At 72.0% G+C, this 26,469-nt stretch carries 22 protein-coding genes, 1 pseudogene and 1 riboswitch; of the genes and pseudogenes, 12 read left to right on the forward strand and 11 right to left on the reverse strand.

The features are described from left to right. Window positions 1-4: 4 nt before the first annotated feature. Together LXN57_RS21420 and LXN57_RS21425 are read right to left on the reverse strand one after the other, a co-directional pair. On the reverse strand, window positions 5-499 hold the full coding sequence (locus LXN57_RS21420; protein WP_251799951.1) for a sigma-70 family RNA polymerase sigma factor: 495 nt from the start codon (window positions 497-499) through the stop codon (window positions 5-7). Then, window positions 496-1,362: a hypothetical protein gene (locus LXN57_RS21425; RefSeq protein WP_251799952.1), complete on the reverse strand. Its 867-nt coding sequence runs from the start codon at window positions 1,360-1,362 to the stop codon at window positions 496-498. Before LXN57_RS21425 ends, LXN57_RS21420 begins: the two co-directional genes overlap by 4 nt. Before the next feature lie 169 nt (window positions 1,363-1,531). Between LXN57_RS21425 and LXN57_RS21430 the strand changes: the two genes are divergently transcribed. After that, window positions 1,532-2,107 carry a dihydrofolate reductase family protein gene (locus LXN57_RS21430; RefSeq protein ID WP_251799953.1) on the forward strand — a complete coding sequence of 192 codons (576 nt, stop codon included), beginning with the start codon at window positions 1,532-1,534 and terminating at the stop codon, window positions 2,105-2,107. A 195-nt stretch (window positions 2,108-2,302) separates the two neighbouring features. After that, window positions 2,303-2,536 carry a hypothetical protein gene (locus tag LXN57_RS48605; RefSeq protein WP_438872897.1) on the forward strand — a complete coding sequence of 78 codons (234 nt, stop codon included), beginning with the start codon at window positions 2,303-2,305 and terminating at the stop codon, window positions 2,534-2,536. Here the strand turns inward: LXN57_RS48605 and LXN57_RS21440 are convergent. From LXN57_RS21440 to LXN57_RS21450, 3 genes and pseudogenes are all read right to left on the reverse strand, one after another. After that, a pseudogene (locus LXN57_RS21440) lies at window positions 2,452-2,979 on the reverse strand (GrpB family protein); the annotation flags it as partial. The gene LXN57_RS48605 and the pseudogene LXN57_RS21440 overlap by 85 nt on opposite strands. Before the next feature lie 165 nt (window positions 2,980-3,144). After that, window positions 3,145-3,354, reverse strand: a complete 210-nt coding sequence (locus LXN57_RS21445) for a hypothetical protein (protein ID WP_251799954.1) — start codon at window positions 3,352-3,354, stop codon at window positions 3,145-3,147. 291 nt (window positions 3,355-3,645) lie between these two features. After that, on the reverse strand, window positions 3,646-4,542 hold the full coding sequence (locus tag LXN57_RS21450) for a chorismate-binding protein (RefSeq protein ID WP_438872895.1): 897 nt from the start codon (window positions 4,540-4,542) through the stop codon (window positions 3,646-3,648). A 795-nt stretch (window positions 4,543-5,337) separates the two neighbouring features. Between LXN57_RS21450 and LXN57_RS21455 the strand changes: the two genes are divergently transcribed. Next, on the forward strand, window positions 5,338-5,538 hold the full coding sequence (locus LXN57_RS21455; RefSeq protein ID WP_251799955.1) for a DUF5999 family protein: 201 nt from the start codon (window positions 5,338-5,340) through the stop codon (window positions 5,536-5,538). A 99-nt stretch (window positions 5,539-5,637) separates the two neighbouring features. On the opposite strand, the gene gcvP is transcribed toward LXN57_RS21455, so the two are convergent. Further along, window positions 5,638-8,442 carry an aminomethyl-transferring glycine dehydrogenase gene (gene gcvP, locus LXN57_RS21460; protein ID WP_251799956.1) on the reverse strand — a complete coding sequence of 935 codons (2,805 nt, stop codon included), beginning with the start codon at window positions 8,440-8,442 and terminating at the stop codon, window positions 5,638-5,640. 90 nt (window positions 8,443-8,532) lie between these two features. Further along, window positions 8,533-8,624, reverse strand: a riboswitch (glycine riboswitch). A 51-nt stretch (window positions 8,625-8,675) separates the two neighbouring features. Between gcvP and mgrA the strand changes: the two genes are divergently transcribed. The 9 genes from mgrA to LXN57_RS21505 all read left to right on the forward strand — a co-directional run bounded on the left by mgrA (window position 8,676) and on the right by LXN57_RS21505 (window position 17,896). After that, entirely contained in the window at window positions 8,676-9,671 is a 996-nt protein-coding gene (mgrA, locus tag LXN57_RS21465) for an L-glyceraldehyde 3-phosphate reductase (RefSeq protein WP_285904653.1), read from the forward strand. A 3-nt stretch (window positions 9,672-9,674) separates the two neighbouring features. Then, window positions 9,675-10,337: a nucleotidyltransferase domain-containing protein gene (locus LXN57_RS21470; protein WP_251799957.1), complete on the forward strand. Its 663-nt coding sequence runs from the start codon at window positions 9,675-9,677 to the stop codon at window positions 10,335-10,337. Then, window positions 10,334-11,095 carry a nucleotidyltransferase domain-containing protein gene (locus LXN57_RS21475; RefSeq protein ID WP_251799958.1) on the forward strand — a complete coding sequence of 254 codons (762 nt, stop codon included), beginning with the start codon at window positions 10,334-10,336 and terminating at the stop codon, window positions 11,093-11,095. The genes LXN57_RS21470 and LXN57_RS21475 overlap by 4 nt, the downstream gene beginning before the upstream one ends. Before the next feature lie 132 nt (window positions 11,096-11,227). Next, window positions 11,228-11,581: a hypothetical protein gene (locus LXN57_RS21480; protein ID WP_251799959.1), complete on the forward strand. Its 354-nt coding sequence runs from the start codon at window positions 11,228-11,230 to the stop codon at window positions 11,579-11,581. A 23-nt stretch (window positions 11,582-11,604) separates the two neighbouring features. After that, window positions 11,605-12,246 carry a nucleotidyl transferase AbiEii/AbiGii toxin family protein gene (locus LXN57_RS21485; protein WP_251799960.1) on the forward strand — a complete coding sequence of 214 codons (642 nt, stop codon included), beginning with the start codon at window positions 11,605-11,607 and terminating at the stop codon, window positions 12,244-12,246. Between the two features lie 65 nt (window positions 12,247-12,311). Next, window positions 12,312-14,801, forward strand: coding sequence for a DEAD/DEAH box helicase (locus LXN57_RS21490; RefSeq protein WP_251799961.1), 2,490 nt, complete (start codon window positions 12,312-12,314; stop codon window positions 14,799-14,801). Continuing rightward, the gene (locus LXN57_RS21495) at window positions 14,798-16,276 is read left to right on the forward strand and encodes a sensor histidine kinase (RefSeq protein ID WP_308206643.1); all 1,479 of its coding nucleotides are present in this window, start codon (window positions 14,798-14,800) and stop codon (window positions 16,274-16,276) included. Before LXN57_RS21490 ends, LXN57_RS21495 begins: the two co-directional genes overlap by 4 nt. Further along, entirely contained in the window at window positions 16,273-16,941 is a 669-nt protein-coding gene (locus tag LXN57_RS21500; RefSeq protein ID WP_251799962.1) for a response regulator, read from the forward strand. Before LXN57_RS21495 ends, LXN57_RS21500 begins: the two co-directional genes overlap by 4 nt. 76 nt (window positions 16,942-17,017) lie before the next feature. Beyond that, window positions 17,018-17,896, forward strand: coding sequence for an alpha/beta fold hydrolase (locus LXN57_RS21505; RefSeq protein ID WP_251799963.1), 879 nt, complete (start codon window positions 17,018-17,020; stop codon window positions 17,894-17,896). Window positions 17,897-17,996: 100 nt separating this feature from the next. Here LXN57_RS21505 and fxsT read toward each other — a convergent pair whose 3' ends face one another. The 5 genes from fxsT to LXN57_RS21530 all read right to left on the reverse strand — a co-directional run bounded on the left by fxsT (window position 17,997) and on the right by LXN57_RS21530 (window position 26,463). Next, entirely contained in the window at window positions 17,997-21,866 is a 3,870-nt protein-coding gene (gene fxsT, locus LXN57_RS21510) for an FxSxx-COOH system tetratricopeptide repeat protein (RefSeq protein ID WP_251799964.1), read from the reverse strand. Further along, window positions 21,863-23,041 carry an FxsC protein gene (fsxC, locus tag LXN57_RS21515; RefSeq protein ID WP_251799965.1) on the reverse strand — a complete coding sequence of 393 codons (1,179 nt, stop codon included), beginning with the start codon at window positions 23,039-23,041 and terminating at the stop codon, window positions 21,863-21,865. The genes fxsT and fsxC overlap by 4 nt, the downstream gene beginning before the upstream one ends. Next, entirely contained in the window at window positions 23,038-23,706 is a 669-nt protein-coding gene (locus LXN57_RS21520) for a TIR-like protein FxsC (protein ID WP_251799966.1), read from the reverse strand. The genes fsxC and LXN57_RS21520 overlap by 4 nt, the downstream gene beginning before the upstream one ends. Before the next feature lie 70 nt (window positions 23,707-23,776). Then, entirely contained in the window at window positions 23,777-26,002 is a 2,226-nt protein-coding gene (locus LXN57_RS21525) for an FxsB family cyclophane-forming radical SAM/SPASM peptide maturase (RefSeq protein ID WP_251799967.1), read from the reverse strand. A 251-nt stretch (window positions 26,003-26,253) separates the two neighbouring features. After that, a complete protein-coding gene (locus tag LXN57_RS21530) occupies window positions 26,254-26,463 on the reverse strand; it encodes a hypothetical protein (RefSeq protein WP_251799968.1) in 210 nt (69 codons plus the stop codon). Window positions 26,464-26,469: the final 6 nt, after the last annotated feature.

Raw genomic sequence — 26,469 nt, forward strand, 5'->3', positions numbered from 1 at the left:
TTGCTCAACCGGCGAAGAGGGCCAGTTGGTCCTCGGCCAGCAACTCGCGCAGCTTGGCCAGGGAACGGCGGGTCTGACTCTTGACGACGCTGACCGGCAGTTCGAGGACGTCGGCCACGCGGTCGACGCTGTAGTCCTCGAAGTAGCGCAGGACCACGATCGCGCGGTCGCGTTCGGGCAGGTGGGCCAAGGCGTCCAGCATGGTGAGCCGGAGCTCGGGGCTCTCACGGTAGGCCGGCTCGTGCATGACCGCCGTCGTGGACTCGCTGGACGAGCGGCGGCGGCGGTGGTCGAGGAAGACCCGGAGCAGGATCTTCTGCGCGTACGCCATCAGGTTGTCGGCCTGCACGGCGCGGAGCCAGCTCAGGAACAGCTTGGTGAGCGCGGTCTGGGTCAGGTCCTGGGCCAGGTGCCAGTCGCGGCAGAGCATGAACGCGGTGGTGCGCAGGCGTTCGGCGTGAGCGTGGGCGAACTCGGCGAACTGCTCGTCGTCGGTCACGAGCCGAACACCGGGACCCGGCCGAAGCGGGCGTTGCCGGCCTTGACCAGGCCCGCGTCCATCGTGACGCCCCACCGCGGGTCGGCCGCGATCCGGGCGGCCTCGTCGGCGGACAGGACGGGCCGGCCGGGCGGGTTGGTGCGGCCGTCACCGGCCAGGCAGGACGCGACGTCGAGCTGCACGGCGGTGCCGTCGGGCCAGCGCGAGACCGCCACCGTGTCCTGCAGGCAGTTGCCGGGGACGTGCTCGATCGACACCGTCGCCGTGCCGCCGCGGGGCGGGCGGGCGCCCTCGGCCGGAAGCTGCCCGACCACGAGCCGCACCATGCCGGGACCGTCGCCGCGGTCGAGGTAGAGCTGCACGTACCGGTCGCCGGTGCCGGACGCGGCCGCGTTGCTCAACCGCCCCGCCGGCAACAACTGCGTCAAGAGATGAAGCATGGCCCCCGTTGTCGCTTTCTCGCGCGCTCCCGCGGCCCGTTCGACGCCGCTGTGGATCGCCAACGTACGCCCGGGGGCCCGGGTCGTGGGGGCGGTCGGGCTGACTGGCACAGATCCGGGAGACGCCGCGGCCTTCTGGGCGGCATGCCCCAGCGGAACGGGAACCGAGGTCGCAGCCGGTGACGCCGCCGCCACGGAATCGGCCGCCGGTATCGACCGGCGAGGTTCCGAATAGGCGGCCACCCCGCCGGCCAGCACCACCGCGAGCACGCCCACGGAGCCCGCCGCCACCGACCTCACGCGGCGCCGGCGACGCTGCGCCCGGCGCCCGTCGCGCAGCGCGGCGCCCACCACGTCGCCCAGCGGCGGCGGCCGCTCGTTGTTCAGTTCGGCCCGCAGCAACGCACGCAGGTCTTCGGTCACCGGCTCAACCCTCTCCGCACCCCGTCTCACTAGCTAGACGTGCTGACCAGGCCGTCCGGTGACCGTGGCGGAGGACCTCGAACGGGGAAGACCCATGGTGCCCGCTGCGCCCCGCTCCAGCCAACCGGACCGGCCGTTTCTGTCACACCCGGGTGGCATCGTGCCGAGCATGCCGAAGACGCAGTACTACACCGCCACCTCCATCGACGGCTACATCGCCGACGAGCACAACTCGCTCGACTGGCTCTTCGAGACCGGCGACGGCCGCGACGACGAGAACGGCGCGCAGCCCTTCGCCACGTTCTTCGCCGACGTCGGCGCGTTCGCGATGGGCGCCACCACCTACGAGTGGGTGTTCGCCCACGAGAAACTGGGCGACCAGCCCCAGAAGTGGCGTGACTACTACGGCGACGTCTCGTCCTGGGTGTTCACCCACCGGCAGTTGCCGCCCCTGACCGGCTCCACGGTGCACTTCGTGCAGGGCGACGTCCGCCCGATCCACGCCGCGATGACGGAGGCCGCGGCCGGCAGGAACATCTGGATCGTCGGCGGCGGCGAACTGGCCGGCGCGTTCGCCGACGCCGGCCTGCTCGACGAGGTCATCCTCGGCGTCGCCCCGGTGACCCTCGGCGCGGGCGCCCCGGTCCTCCCCCGCCGCCTCACGTCATCCCGCCTGACCCTGACGGCCCTGGAACGCCGCGGCCCGTTCGCCTACCTCACGTACTCGGTGGCGCCGCCCCACTGACCGATCGCCGGCTGGCTTCGTTCGCGAGTTTGGGGCTCTGGCGCGAACTGTGTGATGGACGCGGGGCGATGAGTCGTTGTCCGGCTGTGTGACGCCGTCGAGCAACTTGTTCCTCATCTGGCCGGCATCGAGATCGAAGCGGTGTGTCTCGACGATGATCTGGTCCTCACGGCTGCTGTGCGCGGCGACGTGGGCGTGTGTCCTGCGTGCTTGAAGTCGTCGTCTCGAGTTCATTCGCGGTATCGGCTGACGGTGACCGACACGCCGGTGGCGGGACCGTGCGTGCGGATCTTCCTGAGGGTGCGGCGATTCGTCAGCGAGAACCCGGAATCATCGAGAATCGCCGTCACGACCGCGGTCTTGCCGTCGGTATATGCCCTCCGGTCGACGGGTCTCCGCTCAGCCAACCCCCGTTTCACCGCTTCATAGCGTTCCCGGGCCTGCGAACTGCGACGAAGGACCTCCCGAAAGCGCAGGTACGCTCGCCACTGATCGCCGTCGTGGTCAACGACGTGCAGATGGGCGACTCGATGCCACGGCCGGCACTCAAGAACGAAAACGCGACCTCCTTGATCGCCTGCGTCACCCCGATAGATCCACCCCGCGGCCTCCAGCCTTGCCGTCACCGACGACATCGACTGCTCGGCGGTGAGGCCGACAGCGAGATCAATGATCGGCTTGGCAAGCAGACCGAGAACCGACGAGGAGCCGACAAGCTCCACCTGCGAGTCGAGACCATCGAGGGCTTCCGCCACATGCCTTTTCAGCTCACCACCGGCGTCCAGCCACGCTTGGGTCGTCCTGCCGAATCGCAGATCGCTGTAGTCGAGCCCCAGCCCGACCGCCGTCAGAAAATCCACGGGCCGGACCATCGCACGAGAGCGGTGGCACAGCCGCGCATGTGCCAGAGCACCCGAAGCTCGAAACCCTGCCAGCAAGGCTTCACGAAACACGCGCCGGAGCCGAGTTTGGGCGCCAGATGTTCGCGATCTGCGGCCCCTCGTTCCCCAGCGCGGCCTGCCGAGAGGGCGCGACGCTCAAGATTCGCCGCGGGCATTCCTTCGCGGCGCGATGAAGACGGCCCAGGCGGCCACACCCACGGCCGGGCCCAGCCCGACACCGAGACCGACGTTGTCCAGGAAAACCCCGGCGAGGAGGCCGGCGGCGGCGCCGAATGCGATCCAGATCCCGAGATTTCCCCACATCCCGAGACCTGCCGCGCCCGCGGGCGTGTCGTTGCTCGTCATCGCATCTCTCCCAGGACCCAGGCGAAAGACTGACAATCTGGCGGCCCACCGCGACGGATGCGGAACCACCTTCCCTCCCAAGCTATCACCGAACATCGAAGCCAATCCTCGTCGAGGAGTCGGCCACCCCGCCGGTGCCTTCCCGCCGGCCACCCGCTTGCCAAGATCAGGCGTCAGGTCTGTCGGCCCCGCGCGCGGGGGATGGCCGGCGCGGCCTTGATCGCGGCGGCGAGACCCAGCTGACCGGCGCGACGGCGTAGCTGCCCGACCAGCCCACGACGCGGTGGTTCGTCAGTCGGTGGGCGGGGGTGGGCCGGCCAGCGCGGCCTTGATGGGGGCCAGTTTGGCGGCGGCTTCGGCGACTTCGGCTTCGGGGTCGCTGTCCCAGACGATGCCGCCGCCGGCCCAGGCGTGCACGTGGGCGCCGTCGACGGCGACGGTGCGGATGGTCAGGCCCAGGTCGAGGTGGTCGTGGCCGATCCAGCCGACCGCGGCCATGCTCACGCCGCGGCCGACCGGTTCCAGGCGGGCGATCTGGGACAGGGCGGCGACCTTCGGGGCGCCGGTCACGGAACCTCCGGGGACCAGGGCACGCAGCAGGGACGCCAGGTCGAGCTCGCCGGTGATGGGGGCCGACACGACGGACTCGGCCTGCCAGAGGCCGGACCAGCGGCGTACGGCGAACAGCTCCTCGACCTCGACCGGGCCCACGCCGGGCAGGCGGGACAGGTCGTTGCGCGACAGGTCGACGATCATGACGTGCTCGGCCCGTTCCTTGGCCGAGGCGAGCAGCTCTCGGCGGCCCTCGGCGGTGGCCGGGCGGGTGCCCTTGATCGGACGGGTGATGACCCGGCCGTCGCGCACCTCGACCAGCGTCTCGGGCGACGCGGTGGCCAGCGCCCAGCCGTCGCCGGCCAGGACGCCGCCGTAGCGCGCCCCCGGCAACGCGGCCACCCGGCCCAGGGCCGGGAACGGATCTCCCGTGTACGGCGCCCTGGTGTGCCCGACGACGTTGACCTGATAGACGTCGCCGCGCCCGATGGCCGCCCGCACCTGCGACACCGCGGCCGCGTGCTCCTCCGGCGTCCAGCTGGGCGTCCACTCCCCCAACACCCAGGCGTCGGCGGCCGACGACGATCCGCCCGGCACGGCGGCAGCGCCCTCCCCCCGCGCCCAGCGCTCCGCCATCCCGGCAATGGGCTCGGACAGCTCCCGGCCACCCGACGATCTGGCAGCGCGCTCCGACGCCCCCCGGCCATCCGACGCTTCGGCAGCGCGCTCTCCCGACCGCCGGTGTTCCGGCACCCCGGAGGTGCGCTCAGACGGCTGCCGGCCCTCCGGCGATTCGGCAGCACGCTCCGACGGCGCCCAGCCCTCCAGCACCCCCGCAGCGCGCTCAGACGGCTCCCTGCCCTCCGGCGTCCAGAAACCCGGCGGCCCGGAGGCGGCACCCGGTGACCAGGCGTTAGCGGGTTGCGACGGCGAGTCATCATCGAAGGGAACATGTTCGTAGACCACGACGAAGACGTCGGGGATCGACGGGACCGGGGACGGGGCGGCGAGGGCGGCGCCCGCCATCACGGAACCGGTGTCGGCGGACACGTACAGTGCCGCTCCGCAGACTGAGCCAGCGCCGATCGGGCGGACGTCGGTAGCCGTTCGGCCAATGTTTCGCACGCGTAGTCCGTTGTCCGCGAGGTAGTCGGAGACAAGCTCTGCAGGGTCGCCACCGTCGGACCTGGACCAGCGGAACCATGTTGACGCACGGTGACGGCCCTGGCAGGACGCCGGAGCACCCGGCGGAGCGACGAGGGGAGGTGTCGGGAAGTGGCCGAACGACCGGCTTCCGTGGAGCATGGAAGGCGAGGATTCTGTCAATGGCGACACCGTCACCGGCTCGAACCGTCGTCGTTCGATTTGAGGTAACGTCCGTCACCGTCGTTGTGAGTCATCACACAAGCCCCCCGACCGGAGAAACACCTGATGTGCCAGCACACGAACCCCTGTCCCACCGCCGAAGCCGTCGACCGTGAGGCCGCGCGGACCGTTGCGACATGCCGCGAGCAGGGCTGGAGCCTGCTCTGCAACGGCGTGATCGTCTTCGAGGACACCGGCGAGATCCTGCCCGACGGCACGATGATCGAACCGCACCGCGGGCCGGCCCGTCACGCCCTTGCGGCCTGACTGAAAAACAGCTGAAAGCCGACGCTGCCGTCGGCACCGATTCGCTACACACAGTAGCGGAGAGCGCGCCCCCCGACGACGAAGGGCGCGCACCCCGGCTCAGTCCTCGAACGCCTCGGGCGACGGGCACGAGCAGACCAGGTTCCGGTCGCCGTAGGCCCCGTCGATGCGCCGCACCGGCGGCCAGTACTTCGCCGTCCGGTCCACTCCCACCGGGAAACCGGCCACCGACCGCGGGTAGGCGTGCTCCCACTCGTCGGCCGTCACCGCCGACGCGGTGTGCGGGGCGTTGCGGAGCGGGTTGTCGTCCTTGGGCCACGTCCCGGCCGCGACCTGGTCGATCTCGCCCTTGATGGCGATCATCGCGGCCACGAAGCGGTCGAGCTCGGCCAGATCCTCGCTCTCGGTCGGCTCCACCATCAGCGTGCCGGCCACCGGGAACGACATCGTCGGCGCGTGGAAGCCGTAGTCGATCAGCCGCTTGGCCACGTCGTCGACCGAGACGCCGGTCGCCTTCGTGATCGGCCGCAGATCGAGGATGCACTCGTGCGCCACCAGGCCGCCGCTGCCGGTGTAGAGCACCGGGTAGTGCTCGCGCAGCCGCGAGGCCACGTAGTTCGCCGCCAGCACGGCCGTGCCGGTCGCCGCGGCCAGCCCGTCCGGGCCCATCATCCGCAGGTACGCCCACGAGATCGGCAGGATGCCGGCCGAGCCGTGTGCCGCCGCCGACACCGCGTGGTGGTCGCCCGGCTCGAGCGGGTCGCCCGGCAGGAACTCGGCCAGGTGCGCGCGGACGGCGACCGGGCCGACGCCGGGACCGCCGCCACCGTGCGGGATGCAGAACGTCTTGTGCAGGTTCAGGTGCGACACGTCGGCGCCGAACTTGCCGGGCCGGGCGAAACCGACCAGCGCGTTCAGGTTGGCCCCGTCGACGTAGACCTGGCCGCCGGCCTCGTGCACGGCCGCGCACAGGTCGGCGATCGAGGTCTCGTACACGCCGTGGGTCGACGGGTAGGTCACCATGATCGCCGCGAGGTTCGCCGCATGGGTCTCGATCTTGGCGTGCAGGTCGGACAGGTCGACGTTGCCGGCGTCGTCGCAGGCCACCACGACCACGCGCATGCCGGCCATGACGGCGCTGGCCGCGTTCGTACCGTGCGCGCTCGACGGGATCAGGCACACGTCGCGGTGCTCGTCGCCGCGGGAGCGGTGGTAGCCGCGGATGGCCAGCAGGCCGGCCAGCTCACCCTGGGAACCGGCATTGGGCTGCACGCTCACCGCGTCGTACCCGGTGATCTCGGCCAGCCAGCCCTCGAGCGTCGACACGAGCTCCTCGTAGCCGGACGTGTTGGACGCGGGCGCGTACGGGTGGATGTTCGCGAACTCGGGCCAGGTGACCGGTTCCATCTCGGTCGTGGCGTTGAGCTTCATCGTGCACGACCCCAGCGGGATCATGCCGCGGTCGAGCGCGTAGTCCTTGTCCGACAGCTTGCGCAGGTAGCGCAGCATGCTGGTCTCGGAGTGATGCGAGCTGAACACCGGGTGGGTCAGGTACTCGCTGGACCGCGCGAGGGGCTGGGCGCCGCATTCGGCGGCCTCGGAAGCAGGGACACCGAAGGCGTCGAGCACGGCCGCGACGTGGGCGTCGGTCGTCGTCTCATCCGTGGCGACCGACACCCGGTCGGCGTCGACCAGGCGGAGGTCGACACCGGCGGCGGCCGCGGCCGCGACGATCCCGGCGGCCCGGCCCGGCACCACGGCGGTCACGGTGTCGAAGAAGGCGGCGTGCGCGACCTCGACGCCCCCGGCAGCGAGGCTGCCGGCCACGGTCAGGGCGTGGTTGTGGGTGCGCTTGGCGATCTCCCGCAGCCCCTTCGGACCGTGGTAGACGGCGTACATGCCGGCCATGACGGCGAGCAGGACCTGCGCCGTACAGATGTTGCTCGTCGCCTTCTCGCGGCGGATGTGCTGCTCACGGGTCTGCAGGGCGAGACGGTAGGCGGGGGCGCCGTCCACGTCCTTCGACACGCCCACGAGCCGGCCGGGCAGCGACCGCTCGAGCCCGGCCCGCACGGCCAGGTAGCCGGCGTGCGGCCCGCCGAAGGCCAGCGGAACACCGAACCGCTGGGTGGTGCCGGCCGCGATGTCGGCGCCGATCTCGCCCGGCGCGCGCAACAGCGTGAGCGCCAGCAGGTCGGCGGCCACTGTCACCAGGGCACCCTGGCGGTGGGCAGCTTCGATCAAAGGCGCGTGGTCCCGTACGGCGCCCGAGGCCCCCGGGTACTGCAGGTGCAGCCCGAAGAACTCATCGGGCAGCGAAGCACCCGCGTCGAGGTCGACCAGCGCGAGCCGGATGCCGAGCGGCTCGGCCCGGGTCCGCAGCACGGCGAGAGTCTGCGGCAGCGTGTCCGCGTCCACCGCGTACACCTGGGACTTGGACTTGGAAGCCCGCTTGGCCAGCGTCATCGCCTCGGCGACGGCGGTGCCCTCGTCCAGCATCGAGGCGTTGGCCGTGGTCAGCCCGGTGAGGTCGGTCACCATGGTCTGGAAGTTGAGCAGCGCCTCGAGCCGGCCCTGGCTGATCTCCGGCTGGTACGGGGTGTACGCCGTGTACCAGGCCGGGTTCTCCAGCACGTTCCGCTTGATCACGGCCGGGGTGTGCGTGCCGTAGTAGCCCAGGCCGATCATCGACGTGGTCACCCGGTTGCGCGAGGCGATCGCGCGCAGCTCGGCGATCGTCTCCTCCTCGGAGGCGGCCGCGGGCAGGTTCAGCGACCCGTGCCAGCGGATCACCTCGGGGATCGCGGCGTCCATCAGGGCGTCCAGCGACGCGTACCCGATGGCTTTGAGCATGTGGGTCTGCTCGTCGGTGTCCGGCCCGATGTGCCGGTTCGCGAACGTCATGACGGCTCCTCAGAGAGGTCGACTAGTCGGCCTCCCCCTCTGTCACCGCCGCGCGGGCCCAACCGCAGGCGCACGGATGCTTCAGAGTCGTCTGCCCACGCGGTCCTTTTGCCTGAGAGGTTCCGGGGAGGATTTGCCCCTTCGGCGCCGAGGTCGACCTCGGTCTCTCCCGCGTGGCTGGCAACCAACCTACCAGCGGACACGTTTCCACCGCGTGTCTCTAGGGTGGGGTTGTGATCTACACCCCCGCGGGCAACCGCTACGACACCATGCCCTACCGGCGGACCGGACGCAGCGGCCTGCGCCTGCCCGTCGTCTCGCTCGGCCTGTGGCACAACTTCGGGCACGAGCGTCCCTGGCAGCGCCAGCGCGACATCGTGCGCCGCGCGTTCGACCTCGGTGTGACCCACTTCGACCTGGCCAACAACTACGGGCCGCCGCCGGGCAGCGCCGAGGAGAACTTCGGCCGCGTCCTCGCCACCGACTTCCAGGCCCACCGCGACGAGATCGTCGTCTCGACCAAGGCCGGGTACGACATGTGGCCCGGGCCCTACGGCGACTTCGGCTCCCGGAAATACCTGGTCAGCTCGCTCGACCAGTCGCTGAAGCGGCTCGGGCTCGACTACGTGGACATCTTCTACCACCACCGGCCCGACCCGGAGACGCCGCTCGAGGAGACCATGGGCGCGCTCGACGCCGTGGTCCGCGCGGGCAAGGCCCAGTACGTCGGCCTGTCGAACTACACCTCTGAGCAGACCGCCGCGGCGGCGGCCATCCTGCGGGATCTCGGCACGCCGCTGCTGATCCACCAGCCGTCGTACTCGATCCTCAACCGCTGGATCGAGAAGGACAACCTGCTCGACACGCTGTCCGCCGCCGGCGCCGGTTGCATCGCGTACAGCCCGCTCCAGCAGGGCCTGCTCACCGACCGCTACCTCGGCGGCATCCCGGACGACTCGCGGGTGCGCACCAGCCGCTTCCTCAACGAGGAAGCCCTGGACAGCCAGACGCTGGGCCGCATCCACGCGCTCAACGACATCGCGAAGCGCCGCGGCCAGTCGCTGGCCCAGACGGCCCTGGCCTGGGCGCTGCGCGACGAGCGGATGACCAGCGTCATCATCGGGGCCAGCAGCGTCGAGCAGCTCGAGAACAACGTCGCGACGATCGGCAACCTGGCCCTCAGCGAGGCCGAGATCGGCGACATCGACGGCACCGTGCTGGATCTGTAGACCGTGATCGAGCGCACGATCCTCGGGGTCGTGGTCGGATCGCGCGCCTACGGACTCGACGGGCCCGGCTCCGACCACGACCGCCGGGGCGTGTACGCGGCGCCGACCCGGGCGTTCTGGTCGCTGGACAAGCCGCCGACCCACTTCGACGGGCCGCTGCCCGAGCAGTTCACCTGGGAGATCGAGCGGTTCTGCGTGCTCGCGCTGCAGGCCAACCCGACCGTGCTCGAGGTGCTCTGGTCCCCCATCGTCGAAACCCTGACGCCGGACGGCCGGGAGCTGCTGGCGGTGCGGCAGGCGTTCCTCTCCAGCAAGGTGGCGGCGACGTACGGCGAGTACGCGCGCGACCAGCTCAACCGGGTCTCCGCCCGCCGGGAGCGCACCGGCGAGACCAACTGGAAGCAGGCCATGCACATGATCCGTTTGCTGCTGGCCGGCGCCCACGTGCTGCGCACCGGCGACGTGCTCGTCGAGGTGCGGTCGCTGCGCCCCCGGCTGCTCGAGGTCAGGAGCGGGTCGGTGCCGTGGAATTCGGTGGTGGCCTGGGCCGGCGACCTGCAGCATGATCTTGCGTCGGCCCGGGCGGCGACCGGTCTGCCCGAGTCGCCTGAGCGCCGCACGATAGATCAGCTGCTGGCCGGCGTACGGGAAAGGAACTTGACGTGACGACTGTCGTGCCCGCCTGGTCGGCCGAGGTGGTCGCCGAGCTGCCGTACCCGGTGATCTTCGCGACGGTGAGCGGGGCGCACCTCTACGGCTTCGCGTCCGTCGACTCCGACCTGGACCTGCGCGCTGCCCACCTGCTGCCGGTCAGCGAGCTCGTGGGCCTGCGCCTCGGCCCCGAGACGCTCTCGACCAGCGGATGGCGCGACGGCGTGGAACTCGACGTGGTCAGCCACGACCTGCGCAAGTTCGCCCGGCTGCTCAACAGCCGCAACGGCTACGTGCTGGAACAGCTGCTGTCGCCGCTGGTCGTGACGACCGGCCCGCTGCATGCCACCCTGATCGAGCTGGCCCCGTCGTTCATCACCTCCGGGCACGCCCAGCACTACCTGGGCTTCGCCGCCTCGCAGCAGAGGCTGTTCGACAAGACCGGCTCGCTGAAGTCCGCGCTGTACTGGCTGCGCGTCCTGCTGACCGGGCAGCACCTGATGCGCACCGGCGAACTCGAGACCGACCTGGCGGTGCTGGGCACATCCCTGCCGTACGTGCCGGAGCTGATCGCCCTGAAGCGGTCCGCCGAGAAGGGCCCCTTCCCCGCCGCACTCGAACAAGCGCTGCGCACCGACACCGCGGCGCTGCGAACCGCCCTGGAAGAGGCCCGGGACACCTCTCCCCTGCCCCCGTATCCCGACCCGGCCGCGGTGGACGCGCTGCACGAGATCATCGTGGAAACACGGCTGGCGACGCCGAAGCAAGCATGACCCACGCCGACGTCGAGATCACCGCGGACCTGGTCGGCCGGCTGGTGCGCGCCCAGGACCCGGCTCTGCCGCTGAGGCATCCTAGGAGGCTAGGAACTCGGTTTGTGAAGCGTGTCGGTTTACGCTGATCGCATGCCCACCGCTGCTCGTGTCGCTGTCCACCTGGCTCGGCCCCATCGGCCGGTGCTGGTGGCGGGCACGCTGAGCGAGCTCAGCGGTCCTACGACGGGCCTGGTCGAACTTCCGTTGCGGTTGTGGTGGGGTCCGCAGCGGGCGTTCGATCTCGACGAGCCGACGATGCTCGCCTGGATGTACGAGAACGTGCTGCGCGAGGCGATCCGCGTCGACGAGCTGCGCGCCTACCTGCACGGCCCCACCCTCGTGCGGGTCTGGCCCGAGCTGAACCTGCCTCGCGGCGTCCGCGCGGCCTGGGAGGTCCGCCACGCCCACCTGCGCGCCGCCTCGCGCCTGGTCGCCGCGCGCTAGGGCGGGGCCGATAGCCTGGGCCGGTGGCGAGCGTCGACGATTTCTACTCCGATGTCGCTCGCATCGCGCTCGCCGTGGCCACCAAGCACGGCTTCGTGCTCGGCGGTGGGTTCGCGTGGCTGGTCAACGGGCTGGTCCAGCGGCCCACCGAGGATGTCGACCTGTTCACCGACACGGCCGGCGGGGTCGCGGCGGCGGCCGGCGAGGTGTCGTCGGCCCTGCGGGAAGCCGACTACCGGGTCGTACGGGAAGAGGGTGACGAGCTCTTCGAGGGGATGGACGAGGACCTGCAGGAGTTCCTGGTCGCCACCGAGACGCGGGCGCTGCGGCTGACGCTGTGCCGGCTCGACCGGTCGCAGAAGCCGGTCGTCATGGAGCTCGGGCCGGTCATGCACCTCGACGACCTGGTCGCGACCAAGGTAGCCGCGCTGGTCAACCGGCGGGAGGTGCGCGACTACATCGACGTCGCGGCCGCCCTCGAGCGCTACCCCCTCGACGTGCTGCTGGAACTGGGCCGTACGGCGGACCCCGCGCTCGACCCGGAAGATGTGGCCGACGCCGGGCGTTATCTCGATCGGCTGCACGACGCGCGGTTCGCGCTCTACGGCCTTTCCGTCCACCAGATCGCCGAGCTGCGGCAACGCCTCGCGCCATGGCCCCGTTGAGTGATCCATATGATGAACCCCGTCCAACCGCCCCACCCGCCGCCCAAAAACGGACTAAAGGCCATATGACGCTGACCGACCGCCTCCCCCGGAACAACGAGCCCGACGCCGTCTTCGACGCCTTCCAGAAATGGGCGAGCGAGCAGGGCCTGGCCCTCTACACCCACCAGGAAGAGGCGCTCATCGAGATCGCCACGGGGGCGAACGTCATCCTGAACACCCCGACCGGGTCGGGCAAGAGCCTGGTCGCCACGGGCGCGCACTTCGTGGCCCTGGCCGACGGGCGCACCACCTTCTACACCGCCCCGATCAAGGCGCTGGTCAGCGAGAAGTTCTTCGCGCTGTGCGCGGTCTTCGGCGCCCACAACGTCGGCATGCTGACCGGCGACGCCAGCGTCAACGCGGACGCGCCGATCATCTGCTGCACGGCCGAGGTGCTGGCCAACCTGGCCCTGCGCGAGGGCGCGGACGCCGACGTCGGCCAGGTCGTGATGGACGAGTTCCACTTCTACGCCGAGCCCGACCGCGGCTGGGCCTGGCAGGTGCCGATCATCGAGCTGCCCCAGGCGCAGTTCATCCTCATGTCGGCGACCCTCGGCGACACCACGCGCTTCGTCGACGACCTGTCCCGGCGCACGGGCCGGCCGACCGCCGTCGTGGCCAGCGTCGAGCGGCCGGTCCCGCTCCTTTTCTCGTACGCCATGACGCCGTTGCACGAGACGATCGAGGAGCTGCTGCAGACCAAGCAGGCGCCCGTCTACATCGTGCACTTCACGCAGGCGGCGGCCCTGGAGCGGGCGCAGTCGCTGATGAGCATCAACATGGCCACCCGCGACGAGAAGGACAAGATCGCGGCCGCCATCGGGAACTTCCGGTTCACCGCGGGCTTCGGCAAGCAGCTGTCCCGGCTCGTGCGGCACGGCATCGGCGTCCACCACGCCGGCATGCTGCCCAAGTACCGCCGCCTCGTCGAGACGCTGGCCCAGGCCGGGCTGCTGAAGGTCATCTGCGGCACCGACACGCTCGGCGTCGGCATCAACGTGCCCATTCGCACGGTGCTGTTCACCGGCCTGTCCAAGTACGACGGTGTGAAGACCCGCCTGCTCAAGGCGCGCGAGTTCCACCAGATCGCCGGCCGCGCGGGCCGGGCCGGGTTCGACACCCTGGGCACGGTCATCGTGCAGGCGCCCGAGCACGTCATCGACAACGAGCGGGCCCTGGCCAAGGCGGGCGACGACCCGAAGAAGCGCCGCAAGGTGGTGCGCAAGAAGCCGCCGGAGGGTTCGATCGGCTGGGGCCAGCCCACGTTCGACCGGCTGGTGTCGGCCGACCCCGAACCGCTGACCTCGTCGTTCCAGGTGTCGCACGCGATGCTGCTCAACGTGCTGGCGCGCGGCGGCGACCCGTTCTCGGCCATGCGCCACCTGCTCACCGACAACCACGAGGAGCCGGCCGCTCAGCGCCGGCACATCCGCCGGGCCATCGCCATCGCCCGCGCGCTGGTGGCGGGCGGGGTCATCGAGCGTACGGAGGAAGGGGTCTACCGCCTCACCGAGGACCTGCAGCTCGACTTCGCGCTCAACCAGGCGCTCTCACCGTTCGCCCTGGCCAGCCTGGAGCTGCTGGACCGGGAGGCGCCCGACTACCCGCTCGACGTGGTGTCGGTGATCGAGTCGACGCTCGAGGACCCGCGGCAGGTGCTCTCCGCCCAGCGCCAGAAGGCCCGCGGCGAGGCTGTCAACGCGATGAAGTCCGAGGGCATCGAGTACGAGGAGCGGATGACGCTGCTCGAGGACGTGACCCATCCGCGCCCTCTGCTCGAGCTGCTCGAAGGCGCGTACGAGACCTACCGGCGGGGTCACCCGTGGGTCGCCGACTACGAGCTCAAGCCCAAGTCGGTCGTCCGCGACATGTACGAGCGGGCGATGACCTTCACCGAGTACGTGTCGTTCTACGGCCTGTCCCGCTCGGAGGGTCTGGTGCTGCGCTACCTGGCCGACGCGTTCCGCGCGCTGCGCCAGACCGTGCCCGAGGACGCCCGCACCGAGGAGCTCACCGACCTCATCGAGTGGCTGGGCGAACTGGTGCGCCAGGTCGACTCCAGCCTGCTCGACGAGTGGGAACGGCTGCGCAACCCCGGTGCCGTCGTCGAAGAGGTACGCATCGACGACAAGCCGCCCGCGGTCACCCGCAACACCCGCGCGTTCCGGGTGCTCGTGCGCAACGCCCTGTTCCGCCGGGTCGAACTGGCCGCGCTGCGCCGCTGGGACCTGCTGGGCGAGCTGGACGCCGAGTCCGGCTGGACCGCCGAGCGCTGGCAGGACGCGATCCTCGACTACTTCGACGAGTACGACGCGCTCGGCACCGGCCCGGCCGCGCGCGGTCCGGCCTTCCTGCACATCGAGGCCGGCCCGACGGCCTGGGTCGTCCGGCAGGTCTTCGAGGACCCGCAGGGCGACCACGACTGGGGCATCGAGGCCACGGTCGACCTGGCCGCGTCGGACGAGATCGGCGCGGCGGCGATCGTCGTGACCTCGGTCGGTCCTCACGAATGAGCCGCCGGCGCGTCGCCGCCGCCTTCGCCGTCGCGCTGCTCGGGCTGCCGGCGCTGGCGTGGGCGGCCCACGCGGCGCGGCTGGAGCTCACCGACGGGGTGCTGCTGTTCCTGGCGGCCGTGGTCGGGGTGGCGCTGCTGGGCGGGCTGTGGCCGGCGCTGCTGGCCGCGGTCGGCGGGTTCCTGCTGCTGAACTACTACTTCACAGCGCCCGTACGCAGCCTCGACATCAGCACAACGCGGGGCGCCCTCGCGCTGGCCGTGTTCGTGCTGGTCGCGCTCGCGGTGTCGTGGATCGTCGACCTGGCCGCGCGCCGGACCCGGCAGGCCGCGGCAGCCGCCGCCGACGCACACACCCTGGGGGCCGTGGCCGGCGCCGTACTGGCCGGGCCGGACCCGCTGCGGGGTTTGCTCAGTGAGCTGCGGGAGCTGTTCGGCCTGTCCTCGGTGACGCTGCTGGAGCGAACGGCCGAAGGCTGGCAGCCCGCCGCAGTTTCCGACTTGTCCGGCTTTTCGGATTCACGTGAAACGTGGCGTTACCGGGTCGCCACCGCCTCCCCCGCCCTCATGGGTGGGCCGAAACGTACCGCGCGCAAAACGGGCGAAACGACTTGTCCACAGCCGGCGGCCGAAGCCGAATTCGCACCCTACGGCGAAACCCGGGTGCCGGCCGACGACGGGCTGGTCCTCGCCCTCCGCGGCCGCGAGCTCGACGCCAACGAGATGACGATCGCCCGCGCTTTCGGCGCTCAGGCCGCCGTCGCCCTGCGCCAGCAACGCCTGACCGCCGCGGCCGAGGGCGACCGCGTCCGCTCCGCCCTGCTGGCCGCCGTCAGCCACGACCTGCGCACCCCCCTGGCCTCGGCCAAGGCGGCCGTGGCGGGCCTGCGCAGCGACGAGGTCCACTTCGACGAGCACGACCGCCGCGAACTCCTGGCGACCGCCGACGAGTCGCTCGACCGCCTGTCCGCGCTGCTGGCCAACCTGCTCGACATGAGCCGCCTGCAGGCCGGCGCCCTGGCGGTGCACCTCACCGACGTCGGCCTCGAGGACGTCGTCCCGGCCGCGCTGGACGAGCTCGGCCCGGCCGGGCGGCAGATCACCGTACGGCTGCCCGAGGACCTGCCCGCCGCCCACGCCGACCCCGGCCTGCTCGACCGGGTGCTGGTGAACGTCGTCGGCAACGCCCTGCGCTACAGCCCGGCCGACCGGCCGCCCGAGATCACCGGCCGGGCCCGCGACGGCCGCCTCGAGCTGCGGGTGGTCGACCACGGGCCGGGCGTCCCGCCGGGTGACCGCGAGCGGATCTTCCAGGCGTTCCAGCGGCTGGGCGACCGTGACAACCACACCGGCGTCGGTCTGGGTCTGGCGCTCGCGCGCGGCCTGACCGAGGCGATGGACGGCACACTGATCCCCGAGGACACCGCCGGAGGAGGGCTCACCATGGTCCTGACGTTGCCGATGGGCAAGCCGTGACCCGGATCCTCGTGGTCGACGACGACCCCCAGATCCTGCGGGCGCTGCGGATCAACCTGCGCGCCCGCGAGTACGAGGTGGACGTGGCGTCCGACGGCGCCGGCGCGCTCAAGGCGGCGGCCGCCCATGCGCCCGACCTGGTCGTACTCGATCTGGGCCTGCCCGATCTGGACGGCACCGAGGTCATCCGCGGGCTGCGGGGCTGGACCAGCGTGCCGATCATCGTGCTCTCCGGCCGGGCCGAGGGCGCGGACAAGGTGGCCGCGCTCGACGCCGGCGCCGACGACTACGTGACCAAGCCGTTCGGCGTCGACGAGTTGCTGGCCCGCATCCGCGCGGTCACCCGGCGCGTGCAGCCGTCGGACGCTCCGCCCGCTCCGGTGACGGTCGGGAAGTACACGGTCGACCTGGCCGGCCACACGATCACCCCGGAGCAACGGCTCACGCCGACCGAGTGGCAGCTGCTGGAACAGCTGCTGCGCAACCCGGGCAAGCTGATCACCCAGCGCAGCCTGCTGCACGACGTGTGGGGTCCGCAATACGGCACCGAGACGAACTATCTGCGTCAGTACATGGCGCGGCTGCGGCGTAAACTCGAGGACGACCCGACCCGGCCACGGCACCTGATCACCGAACCCGGCATGGGCTACCGTTTTCAGCCGTAAGGGGTCCCGTCGGCTACTGGCCCCGGCCCGCGGGGATCAGTACGGTGACGGCACGACCGATGCGCAGGAGTGGCCAGTGTCCCACAGCGACGTGTTCACGACCGGCGGTCGCCGGTTGCGCTACGAGGTGTCCGGCGCCCGTGACGGGGTTCCCGTGTTCCTGCTGCACGGCACGCCCGGCAGCCGCATCGGTCCCAAGCCCCGCGCCGGCGTGCTCTACCGCCTCGGCGTCCGGCTGATCAGCTACGACCGGCCCGGCTACGGCGGCTCCGACCGGCACCGCGGCCGCACGGTGGCCGACTGCGCGGCCGACGTGGCCGCCATCGCCGGCGACCTCGGTCTCGACACGTTCACTGTGGTCGGCCGGTCCGGCGGCGGGCCGCACGCGCTGGCCACCGCCGCCCTGCTGCCCGACCGCGTCACCCGCGCCGCCGTGCTGGTCAGCCTGGCCCCGCACGACGCCGAGATCGACTGGTTCGGCGGCATGATGCCGTCCAACGTGGAGGAGTTCGGCGCCGCCTCGCAGGACGAGCCCCGCCTGGTCGAGAGCCTGCGGCTGCAGGCCGACCGCACCCGGCGCAGCCCGGTCAGCCTGCTCGACTCGCTGCGCCGCGAGATCGCCGGCCCCGACCTGCAGGTCGTCCGCGATCTGATGATGCAGCAGCTCCTGGTCGAGACCTACGCCGAGGCGACCCGCGGCGGCCCGTACGGGTGGATCGACGACGTGCTGGCCGCGCGCCGCGACTGGGGGTTCGACCTGGGCGATATCCACCAGCGCGTCCGCGTATGGCACGGCGCGGAAGACAACTGCGTCCCGCCCGCGCACGCCCGCTGGCTCGCCGAGCGCATCCCCGGCGCCGAGCTCACCGTGCAGACCGGCACCGCTCACTTCGGCGCGATGGAGATCCTGCCCGAGATCCTCTCCTGGCTGGCCGAGCCCGCGCTGGTCGCCTGACCCCGCACTAGAGGTCGTCGCCGGCGTGCCGGGGGAAGACGTGCACGTTGGTAGTGCCATGTCCTGGTTGCCGGCCGGTGCCGAGCACGGCGCCAGTGGCTCAGAACGGGTGCGGGTCGAGGGTGCGGTGGACGTAGCGGCCCTCGCGCAGGGCCTCGACGGCGGGGTGGTTGTCGCCCAGGAGGTCGCGCAGGCGGCGGACGGCCTCGCGTTCCACCGCCGGGTCGTGGCCCTCGACGTCGGCCTTGATCAGGGAGAGGTTGACTTCGGCGCGGGCCGTGTCGGGGTGGCTGTGGCCCAGCAGGCGTTCGATGCCGGCCACGACGGGCACGATCATGTCGTACGCGTCGGGGACCGCGCCCCACTCGGCCGTGAAGATGGCCAGGTTCATGCGGGCGGCCAGGGTGTACGGGTGGTCGCGGCCCAGCCTGCGGTCGAAGCCCTCGGCCGCCTCGCGCGCCAGCCGCCGTGCCGTGCCCAGGTCGCTCAGGGCGCGGGCCACCGTCGCGCGGTTGTTCAGGCAGGTCAGGGTGTGCGGGTGGGAGGCGCCCAGGCGGGTGCGGTACGAGCGCTCGACGCGGGCCATCTCGTCGCCGGCCGTGTCCGGTTCGCCGGTGGCCAGCAGGTTCACCGCGCGGGACAGGCGGCAGGCCAGGGTCTCCGGGCCGTCCGGGCCGAGCAGGCGGTTCAGGTTGTCGTAGGCCAGGTCGAGGCGGTTCGCGGCCTCGCGGGTGCGGCCGGCGCTGCGTTCGGAGACGGCGAGGTTGGTCATCGTGCTGTACGTCTTGGGGGCGTTGTCGCCGAACGCGCGGCGGTGCCGGGCCAGGACGTCCTGGAGCAAGGTGATCGACTCGACGTACTCGCCGGCCTCGCGCAGGTCGCGGCCGTAGTTGTTGCCGACCTGCAGGGTCAGGATGTGGTTCTCGCCCAGCACCAGGGTGCAGCGCTCGTACAGGCGCCGCTCGCGGTCGCGGGCCTCGCGCACCCGGCCCGACAGGCGCAGGGAACTGGCCAGGTTGTTCATCGCCATCATCGTGCGCAGCTGGTCCTCGCCGAAGTTCTCGACCCAGGCCGCCGTCGTCCGCTCGTCGAGGCGCAGCGCGTCGGCGTACAGGCCCAGCGCGCGCAGGCTGGCGCCCAGGCCGCCGGCCGTGGTCAGCGTGTGCGGGTGGGTCTCGCCCAGCAGGTCGCGCTGCTCGGTCAGCACCTGCTCGTCCAGGGCACGGGCCTCGGCGAAGTCGGCCCGGTCGCGGACGATGTTGCCCAGGTTGAAGCGCAGATAGAGCAGCTGCCGGCTGAGCGAGTCGCGCTCGGCCGGGTCGGTGAGCTGGTCGCGCAGCTCGGTCCAGCGGCGCACGTACTCCTCGGCCAGGCGGCGGCCGTCGTTGTAGCCGCCGGACTGCCACACGTAGCGGACCCGGTCGATGATCAGGCGCCGGACCGGTTCCTCGCGGGACAGGTACGCCCGGGAGACCTCCAGGTGCGGCCAGAGCTGCCGGAACCGCGGCCAGTTCTCCGGATCGTCGACCTCGCCGGTGGGCCGGGCCGCGGCCAGCACGAGGTGCACCTGACGGCGGGCCTCCTCGATCTGCTCGGGCGTCATCCGCTGGCGCACCACGTGCTGCACGATGCGGTGCACGTGGATCTGGCCGCCGCCGACGTCCAGCTTGAGCAGGGCGAGCCGGTTGATCTGCTGGATCAGCGAGCCGCGGTACATGGCGTCGGTGACCATCGGGTCGAGCGGGCGGAGCAGGTCGGCCATCCGGTCGCTGTAGATCAGGTCGAGGGCGATCTGGGGCGCCAGCACCGAGCACAGGGTGAGCAGCCGGTAGGCCGCGGCCGAGCGCTCCTCGAGCCGCTTGAGCGACAGGTCCCACACCGATTCGAGGTTGGCCGGGCCGTACTGGTCGATGTGGCGCAGATAGTCCTCGACCGGGGCGCCGGTGTCGGCCAGCCAGGCGCCCGCGGCGGCCACGGCGATCGGCAGGTCGCCCAGCAGCTCGGCCAGGCGGGACGCGTCGTCGGCGCGCAGGCTGGGCACCCGCCGCCGCAGGTGGGCGATGCTCTCGCGGCGGTCGAAGACGTCGACCGGCACGGTCTGGGCGTGTTCACCCCAGCCGGCGTCGCGCGAGGTGACGATGACATGGCCGCCGGGGCCGCTGGGCAGGAAGCGGCTGACCACCGCGATGTCCTCGGCGTTGTCGAAGATGACCAGCCAGCGGCTCAGCGTGCGGCCGCGGCGCAGCGCGCTCAGCACGGCCTGGGCCTGGTCGGCGATGCCGCCGTCGGGGGCCAGGCCGAGTTCGCGGGCGAGGTCGGACAGCTGGGTGTCGACGAAGGTCACCGGGTCGGCGTCGATCCACCAGACGAAGTCGTACGCGTTGCGGAACCGGTGCGCGTACTCCATCGCCACCTGGGTCTTGCCGATGCCGCCCATGCCCTGCAACGCCACCGGCGACGCTCCCGAGAGCACCACCGGGCTGCCGCTGGCCAGCAGCTTGGCCCGCAGGTCCTGCAGGTCCTTCTCGCGGCCGGTGAACTGGACGTTGCGGATGGGGGCGTTGAACAGCACGGTGGAGCGGCCGGGGTAGCGCAACCCGATGCGGCTGCGGTCGAAGTCGTCGACCGGGTGCCCGACCAGCCGCAGCAGCCGGGTGACGGCGACCTCCTCGGCCTGGCCGGACAGGAAGGCCGAGTCGCTCTCGGGCTGCCCGCGCAGCGCGCTCACGTCGGAGACGTAGGCGACCAGCGGCGTACGGGGATCGCTGCGGTCGCGGGGGACGCGGGCCCGCTCGGCGAGCGCGTTGGCCGCCGACACCACGGTGAGGACGCGTCCCGCGGGCGTGCGGGCGTTGTCGGCGTCCGGGTCGACGGCGACCGCGTTGACGGTGACGCCCGCGGTCTCGAGTACCTTGCCGATCCATTCGGCCCACACCCGGTCGTCGGGCGCGTAGCGCAGCGCGATCGTCGACTCGGGCAGGATCGTCGGGCGCACGAACCGGGCCGCCGTGCGCTCGCGCAGCGACTCCTCCATGGGGGGCAGCGAGGTGATCTCGCCGCCGGTGATGTACCCGGTCAGCGTCTCGTAGGCGGCCAGCATGGAGCTGCGCGAGCCGGGCCGGTCGCCGAAGGTGGCCAGGGTCTCCTCGTACGCGTAGAAGGGCACGTACGGCACCTCGACGGTGGACCAGTAGGCGTCGCGCTCGGCCGTCGACATGCCGCCGGGGAGCCCGGTGAACCGCTGCCGGGCGGCGACCCGGCCCGCGTCGGCCCGCTTCAGCTCGGCCAGGTCGACCCGCATGGGCACCGGCAGGATCCTGATCTGCCGGCGGCCCTGCTGCGACGAGACGTTGGCCGCCACCGTGGCGGCGCCGTCGATGCCCTGCTCGCTGAACGTGAAGCAGTCGATCAGCACGTCCGGCATGTGCACCGTGCAGATGCCCGCGACGTCGCTCCACCCGGTGCGGGAATCGATGAGGGCGTAGTCGTAGTGCCGTTTCATGTCGTCGCGCAGCGCGTCGAACAGCTGGCCGCCGCCCAGCCGCTCGTAGAACTCGTCCCAGTCGCGCTCGTAGACGCTGCGCGCGTAGTCCTGGTTCTGGCTGCCCGCCGCCAGGAAGTCGAGGGTGCCGCCGTCCGGGAACCGGTCCCAGCCGATCGTGAAGGCGTGCCGGCTGACCCGGGCGTAGTCGCGGTGCCAGTCGTCGTCGCGCTCCACGTCCTGCAGGGTGGCCTGCTCGTAGCCGCGGACCAGTTCGATCACGCCACCGGAGCCGGCCAGCGCCTCGGGGTCGATGAACGGCCGGAAGAAGCGGTGCAGGCCGGGCGATTCGAGGTCCCAGTCGGCCACCAGCACCCGCTTGCCGTTGGCGGCCAGAATCCAGGCCACATTGGCCAGGGCCATCGTGCGCCCGGTGCCACCCTTGTACGAATAGAACGTGACGACCTTGCCGTCGCGGCCGTCCGTCATGCTGGTTCCCCCGTGATCCTGGGCAGGGTCGAGTCGGCGCCCTTGGGCAGGAACACCGGTGCGTTCCGGCGGTACGCGGTGCAGGCCTGGTCGATGATGGACGGCATCCGTTCGACCAGGCGGTCGGCGTCGCGCAGCAGCGTGATCCGGCTGCGGGCCACCCCGGCCGTGACGAGGGTATCGGCCACGGTGGCGTGCAGGGTGGCGCCGCGCGCGGCGTACTCGGGATCGGAACGGTCGGCCACCAGCAGCACGGTCGCCCACTCGGGGATGCGCCCGGCCAGCCCGGCCAGCCGTTCCGCACCGTCGGGGGCGGCAGCCGTCCACGGGTCGATCAGCACCAGCGCCGCGCCCTGCCCGAGCTCGGCCAGGTCGCCCGGCCGGTCGATGATGCGGGTGGGCTGGCCGAGCCGTTCGGCCACATTGGCGACGTACTCGGCGACCGGGAAGTGCTGCAGGTCCCGGTACGGGGTCCAGGCGCGCGCCGTCGTGCCGTAGGACCCGGCCGAGCGGCCCGCCGGCAGGTCGGCCCGCCCCGGGGCGAGCACGGCCACGGTGAAGACGATCTCGCTGGCCGCGGTCGGTTCCGCGCTGACCTCGTCGATGGCGACGGCCAGGGGGGCAGGGCGCGGGGCGTCGGCGGCCAGGGTGACGATCCGGTAGGCCAGCCGCCGGACGATCGTGCGGTACTGCCGGCGGTAGAGGCTGAGCCTCGACATGGCCTGCAGGCCCTCCTCGGCGTACTCGGGAATGCCCGCGCCGAGCCGCAGCGCCGCGCCCTTCTCGCGCTCGTGCTCCCAGGGCGGCCAGGGCACCCAGAGCACCGGCACCAGGAAGCGCTCGGCCATCGCCGGGTCGGCGTAGCGGCTGATGAACGAGGCCCGCTCCCGCAGCGGCCACGACTTGTTGAAGTACCCCGGAGACAGCAGCGAGACGAAGACGTCGGTGCTGCTCAGCACGTCGGCCAGCGCGGTCTTCCAGTCGGCCATGGGCTGCACGAGGTCGTCGTAGTAGCCGACGGGGGTGCGCCGGTCGGCGCCGACCAGCCGGGCCACCTCGGCCGACAGCTCGGTGAACAGCTGGCCGGCCCAGTGGTCGGTGTCGGGACGGTCGTCGGCGCGCAGCCGCACCGAGTGGCCGTAGCTGAGGTAGAAGTAGTAGCGCGGCTGCGTCATCGGCCACCCCTTTCGAAGGTGGTGCGCAGGTCACCGGGCCCGGGCACGTGCAGCGGCTCGACCCGGTAGTGCCGGCGGACGCGTTCGACGTGCTGCGCGATGCGCCAGACGATGGCCTGGTAGATCGGTTCCTTGCCGGTGCGCAGCAGGCCCAGGAGCCCCTCAGCCTGGTAGTCGGCGCGGAAGTCGTCGCGCAGCCGGGTCGGCATGAACAGGTTGACGCCGGCGACGGCCGGCGGCAGCGGATCGGTCAGCGGCGTCCACAGCACGGGGACCATCGCGCTCTCGTCGTGCGCCGCGGGGCCCTGCCGGGGCACCACCTGCCGGCGCGAGAACAGGTCCCATTCCCGCGCGCACCATTCGCTGCCCGACAGGTACGGGCTCGAGAGCAGACAGATGAAGACCTGGCAGGTGCCGGCCGCGTGCAGCAGCCGCCGCTCCCACAGTTCGCCCCCGCCGCGGGTGACGTCGAGGAAACCCGGGTCGCGCCCGGGCACCGAGCCGATCAGGTTGTTGACGTCCTCGGTGAGGTCGTCGAAGAAGCGCATGACGAACCGGTTGGCCTCGCGCGGCGGGCCGGCCCCGAACGCCGGCGGATCGGGCCGCCAGTAGCTCAGGAAGAAGACCGGCGCCGCGGGATCCTCCCGCTCGGCCGCCTCTGCCACGCTCACATCCTGTGCCACAAGACGCTCAGTCAACCATGTGATCGCAACCTCCACGAGGGACAGTGGCGGATCAGGCGCCCCAGCCGTTCACGGTGTCGGCCATGCGGGCCACGAAGCGGGACCCGGCCGGGGTGAGGCGGTCGCCGGAGCGCAGCGCGTCGATGGCTTCGGCGGTCCAGTCGCGGTACATCCGGAACAGCTCGCGGTTGTCGCGGCGCCGCCAGATGTCGGCCACGGCCAGATGGGCGTACGCCCCCTGCAGGGCCGCCTCGACCGGGCGGGGGTCGGACCGCCAGCCGACGCGCAGCCGCTCGGCCACGGCGTCCTCGGGCACCAGGTCGATCAGGTCGAGCACCGCGCCCAGCTTGGTGTGCTGGAACTCGTGGACGAGCAGCACGGCCACCGCGGCCGGGTCGTCGGCGCGGGCCAGCCCGAGGGCGCCGAACGCGTGCCGCGATGTGGCGCTGCGCAGGGTGCCGTCGGGCGCGGGAGCCAGCGGGACGATCGCCCGCACGCCCTGGCGCAGACCGCCGAGCTGCTCGGGGGCGTCGGCGGCGAGGTGGCCCCAGGCCCGCTCGAGCACGGCCGACCAGCCGCCGGCGGCCTCGGCGTCGAGGTGCCCGGCCGCGGCGTGCTCCAGGCGGTCGCGGTAGGGGTCGGCGTCCTCGAGCAGGATCCGCGCGCCGTCGACCGTGACCCACCGGGCGGCGTGCCAGCCGTTCCGGTTCCCCGGCACCTGCGTCCGGCCGCCGGGCCAGCGCAGCGTGAACCCGCCCGGCCCGGGGACCACCGTGACCTCGGCCGCCGGCGCGGCGAAGAACCCGACTGTGGGCAGGTGGATGCGCCCGCCGTGGGCCCGCACCGGCACCTCGACCTCGATGCCGGCCCGCACGGCGACGGCCGCCGCGATCGCGGCCGCCCAGTCCGGGTCGCAGTCCGACCCGCCGCCGTCGAGGCAGCTGACCGCCCACGACCGCACGAACGGATGCCGCAGCACCTCGTCGAAGACCTCGGGCGCGCGCCGTTCCAGCTCGGCCAGCAGCTGCCCGCCGGCCGCCGTCTCCCCCACCACCTCGCCCAGCAGGGCCCGGTTGACGGCCAGCTCGGCGTCGGCCAGCAGCGCGACCGTGGCCGCGTCGCCGTAGCCGTAACCCAGACCGTCGAAGGCGTCCGCCGGGAGCGCGCCGAGGTCGCCCGCGACCGGACCGGGATGCTCGTTGATCGCGATGATGAGCTCCTTCAGGTCGTCGCAGTACACCGAGGGGTTGTCGAAGCCGTTGCGCGCGCTCCAACGGTGGGCGGTCAGGCCGCCGCCGCACTGGCCCACGACCTCGCAGGCCCGGCAGGTGGCCGACAGCGCCGCCAGTCCGGACCGGCGGCGGCGCATCGCGGGCAGCTCGGTCACGTCGTCGGCCGATGCGTCGAACACGGTCAGCCCGGTGGCGCCGCCGCCGGGCTCGGTGGTCTTCATCGAGTCGGGTTCCTCCCACGCCCCGTCCGTCTCGATCACCACCACGTCGCCGTCGTCCAGGCCGACCGCCTCGGTGCCGGACGGGCCGCCCAGGCCCAGGGACCGGATCGAGTCGAACAGCCGGACCGGGACCGGGCGGCCGTCGGCGGCCCAGCGCTCGTGGAAGGCGCGCAGCCACGAGCCCACCGGCGCCGGGGGCTGATCCCAGGTGGCGTGCGGCAGCAGCAGGTCGACGCGGGGCGGGCGCTCGGCCAGCAGCGCCTCGTAGACCGCCTCGGGCTCATTGGCCGGGTCGACCGTGCACAACAGACCGGCGTAGAGCGGGCGGTACCGGGGCCGGCGCAGCAGTTGCAGGGCATCGAGCACCCGCGTGTGGCTGGAGGCGCCGTTGCGGTAGCGCCGGTGCCGGTCGTTGTCGGCCCGGCCGCCGTCGAGCGACACCCCGACCCGCACCTGGTGCTCGAGCAGCAGCTCGCAGGTCGCGGCGTCCAGCCGTACGCCGTTGGTCTGCATCCGCAGGTCGAGCTCGCACACACTGGTGATCGTGCCGCGCAGCTCCTCGAGGACGCCGCGCAGCCGCCGGACGCCGAGCAACAGAGGCTCGCCGCCGTGCAGAACCACGCCCACCCGGGCCAGGCCGTGCCGCGCGGCGTGCTGGGCGATGCGGCCGGCCGCGGCGCGCACCGTCTCCGGCGCCATCGCGACGGGCCGCCCGCGCCAGGACTGGTCGGCGTGCTCGTAGATGTAGCAGTGATCGCACGCGAGATCGCAGCGGCTGTGGACCTTCAGCACGAAGTGGCGCAGCGGGCGCCACAGGCCGTCCACCTGAGGGTCAGATCCCCGACGAGAAGGGCGTCACCTCGGAACGGTCCCTGGACCGATCCAGCTGGACTATGCGCCGCACGATGGTCGCGGAGGCGGCGCGTCCGATCTGGTCGATGGGGCTCCGGCGGGCCTCGTCGAGCGGGCGCGGAGCGGGTGATTTCGCGGTAGGCAGCGGCACGTCACGTCCCCCAGATCCCGGGCTTCAGGCACCCGAAGCATAGACAACACCTGAGGTCATGTCACGGGCACGCTCAGTGCCGACTGGAGCCCAGCACGCGATAGACGGAGGTCTTCTCGAGGACGCGCGGCTCTTCCACATCGCCGTCGCACAGCAGGGCCACCGGCTGGCGGGGCAGCCCGGAGACCGTATCCGGCATCCAGCCGACGACCAGCCAGACCTTGTCGTCGGCCGGAGAGGCGCCGAGTTCGCGCAGATAGAGCGGAAAGTGCTGCGGGATCACGCCTAC

The organism is Paractinoplanes hotanensis, from assembly GCF_023717965.1.
GTDB lineage: Bacteria > Actinomycetota > Actinomycetes > Mycobacteriales > Micromonosporaceae > Actinoplanes > Actinoplanes polyasparticus.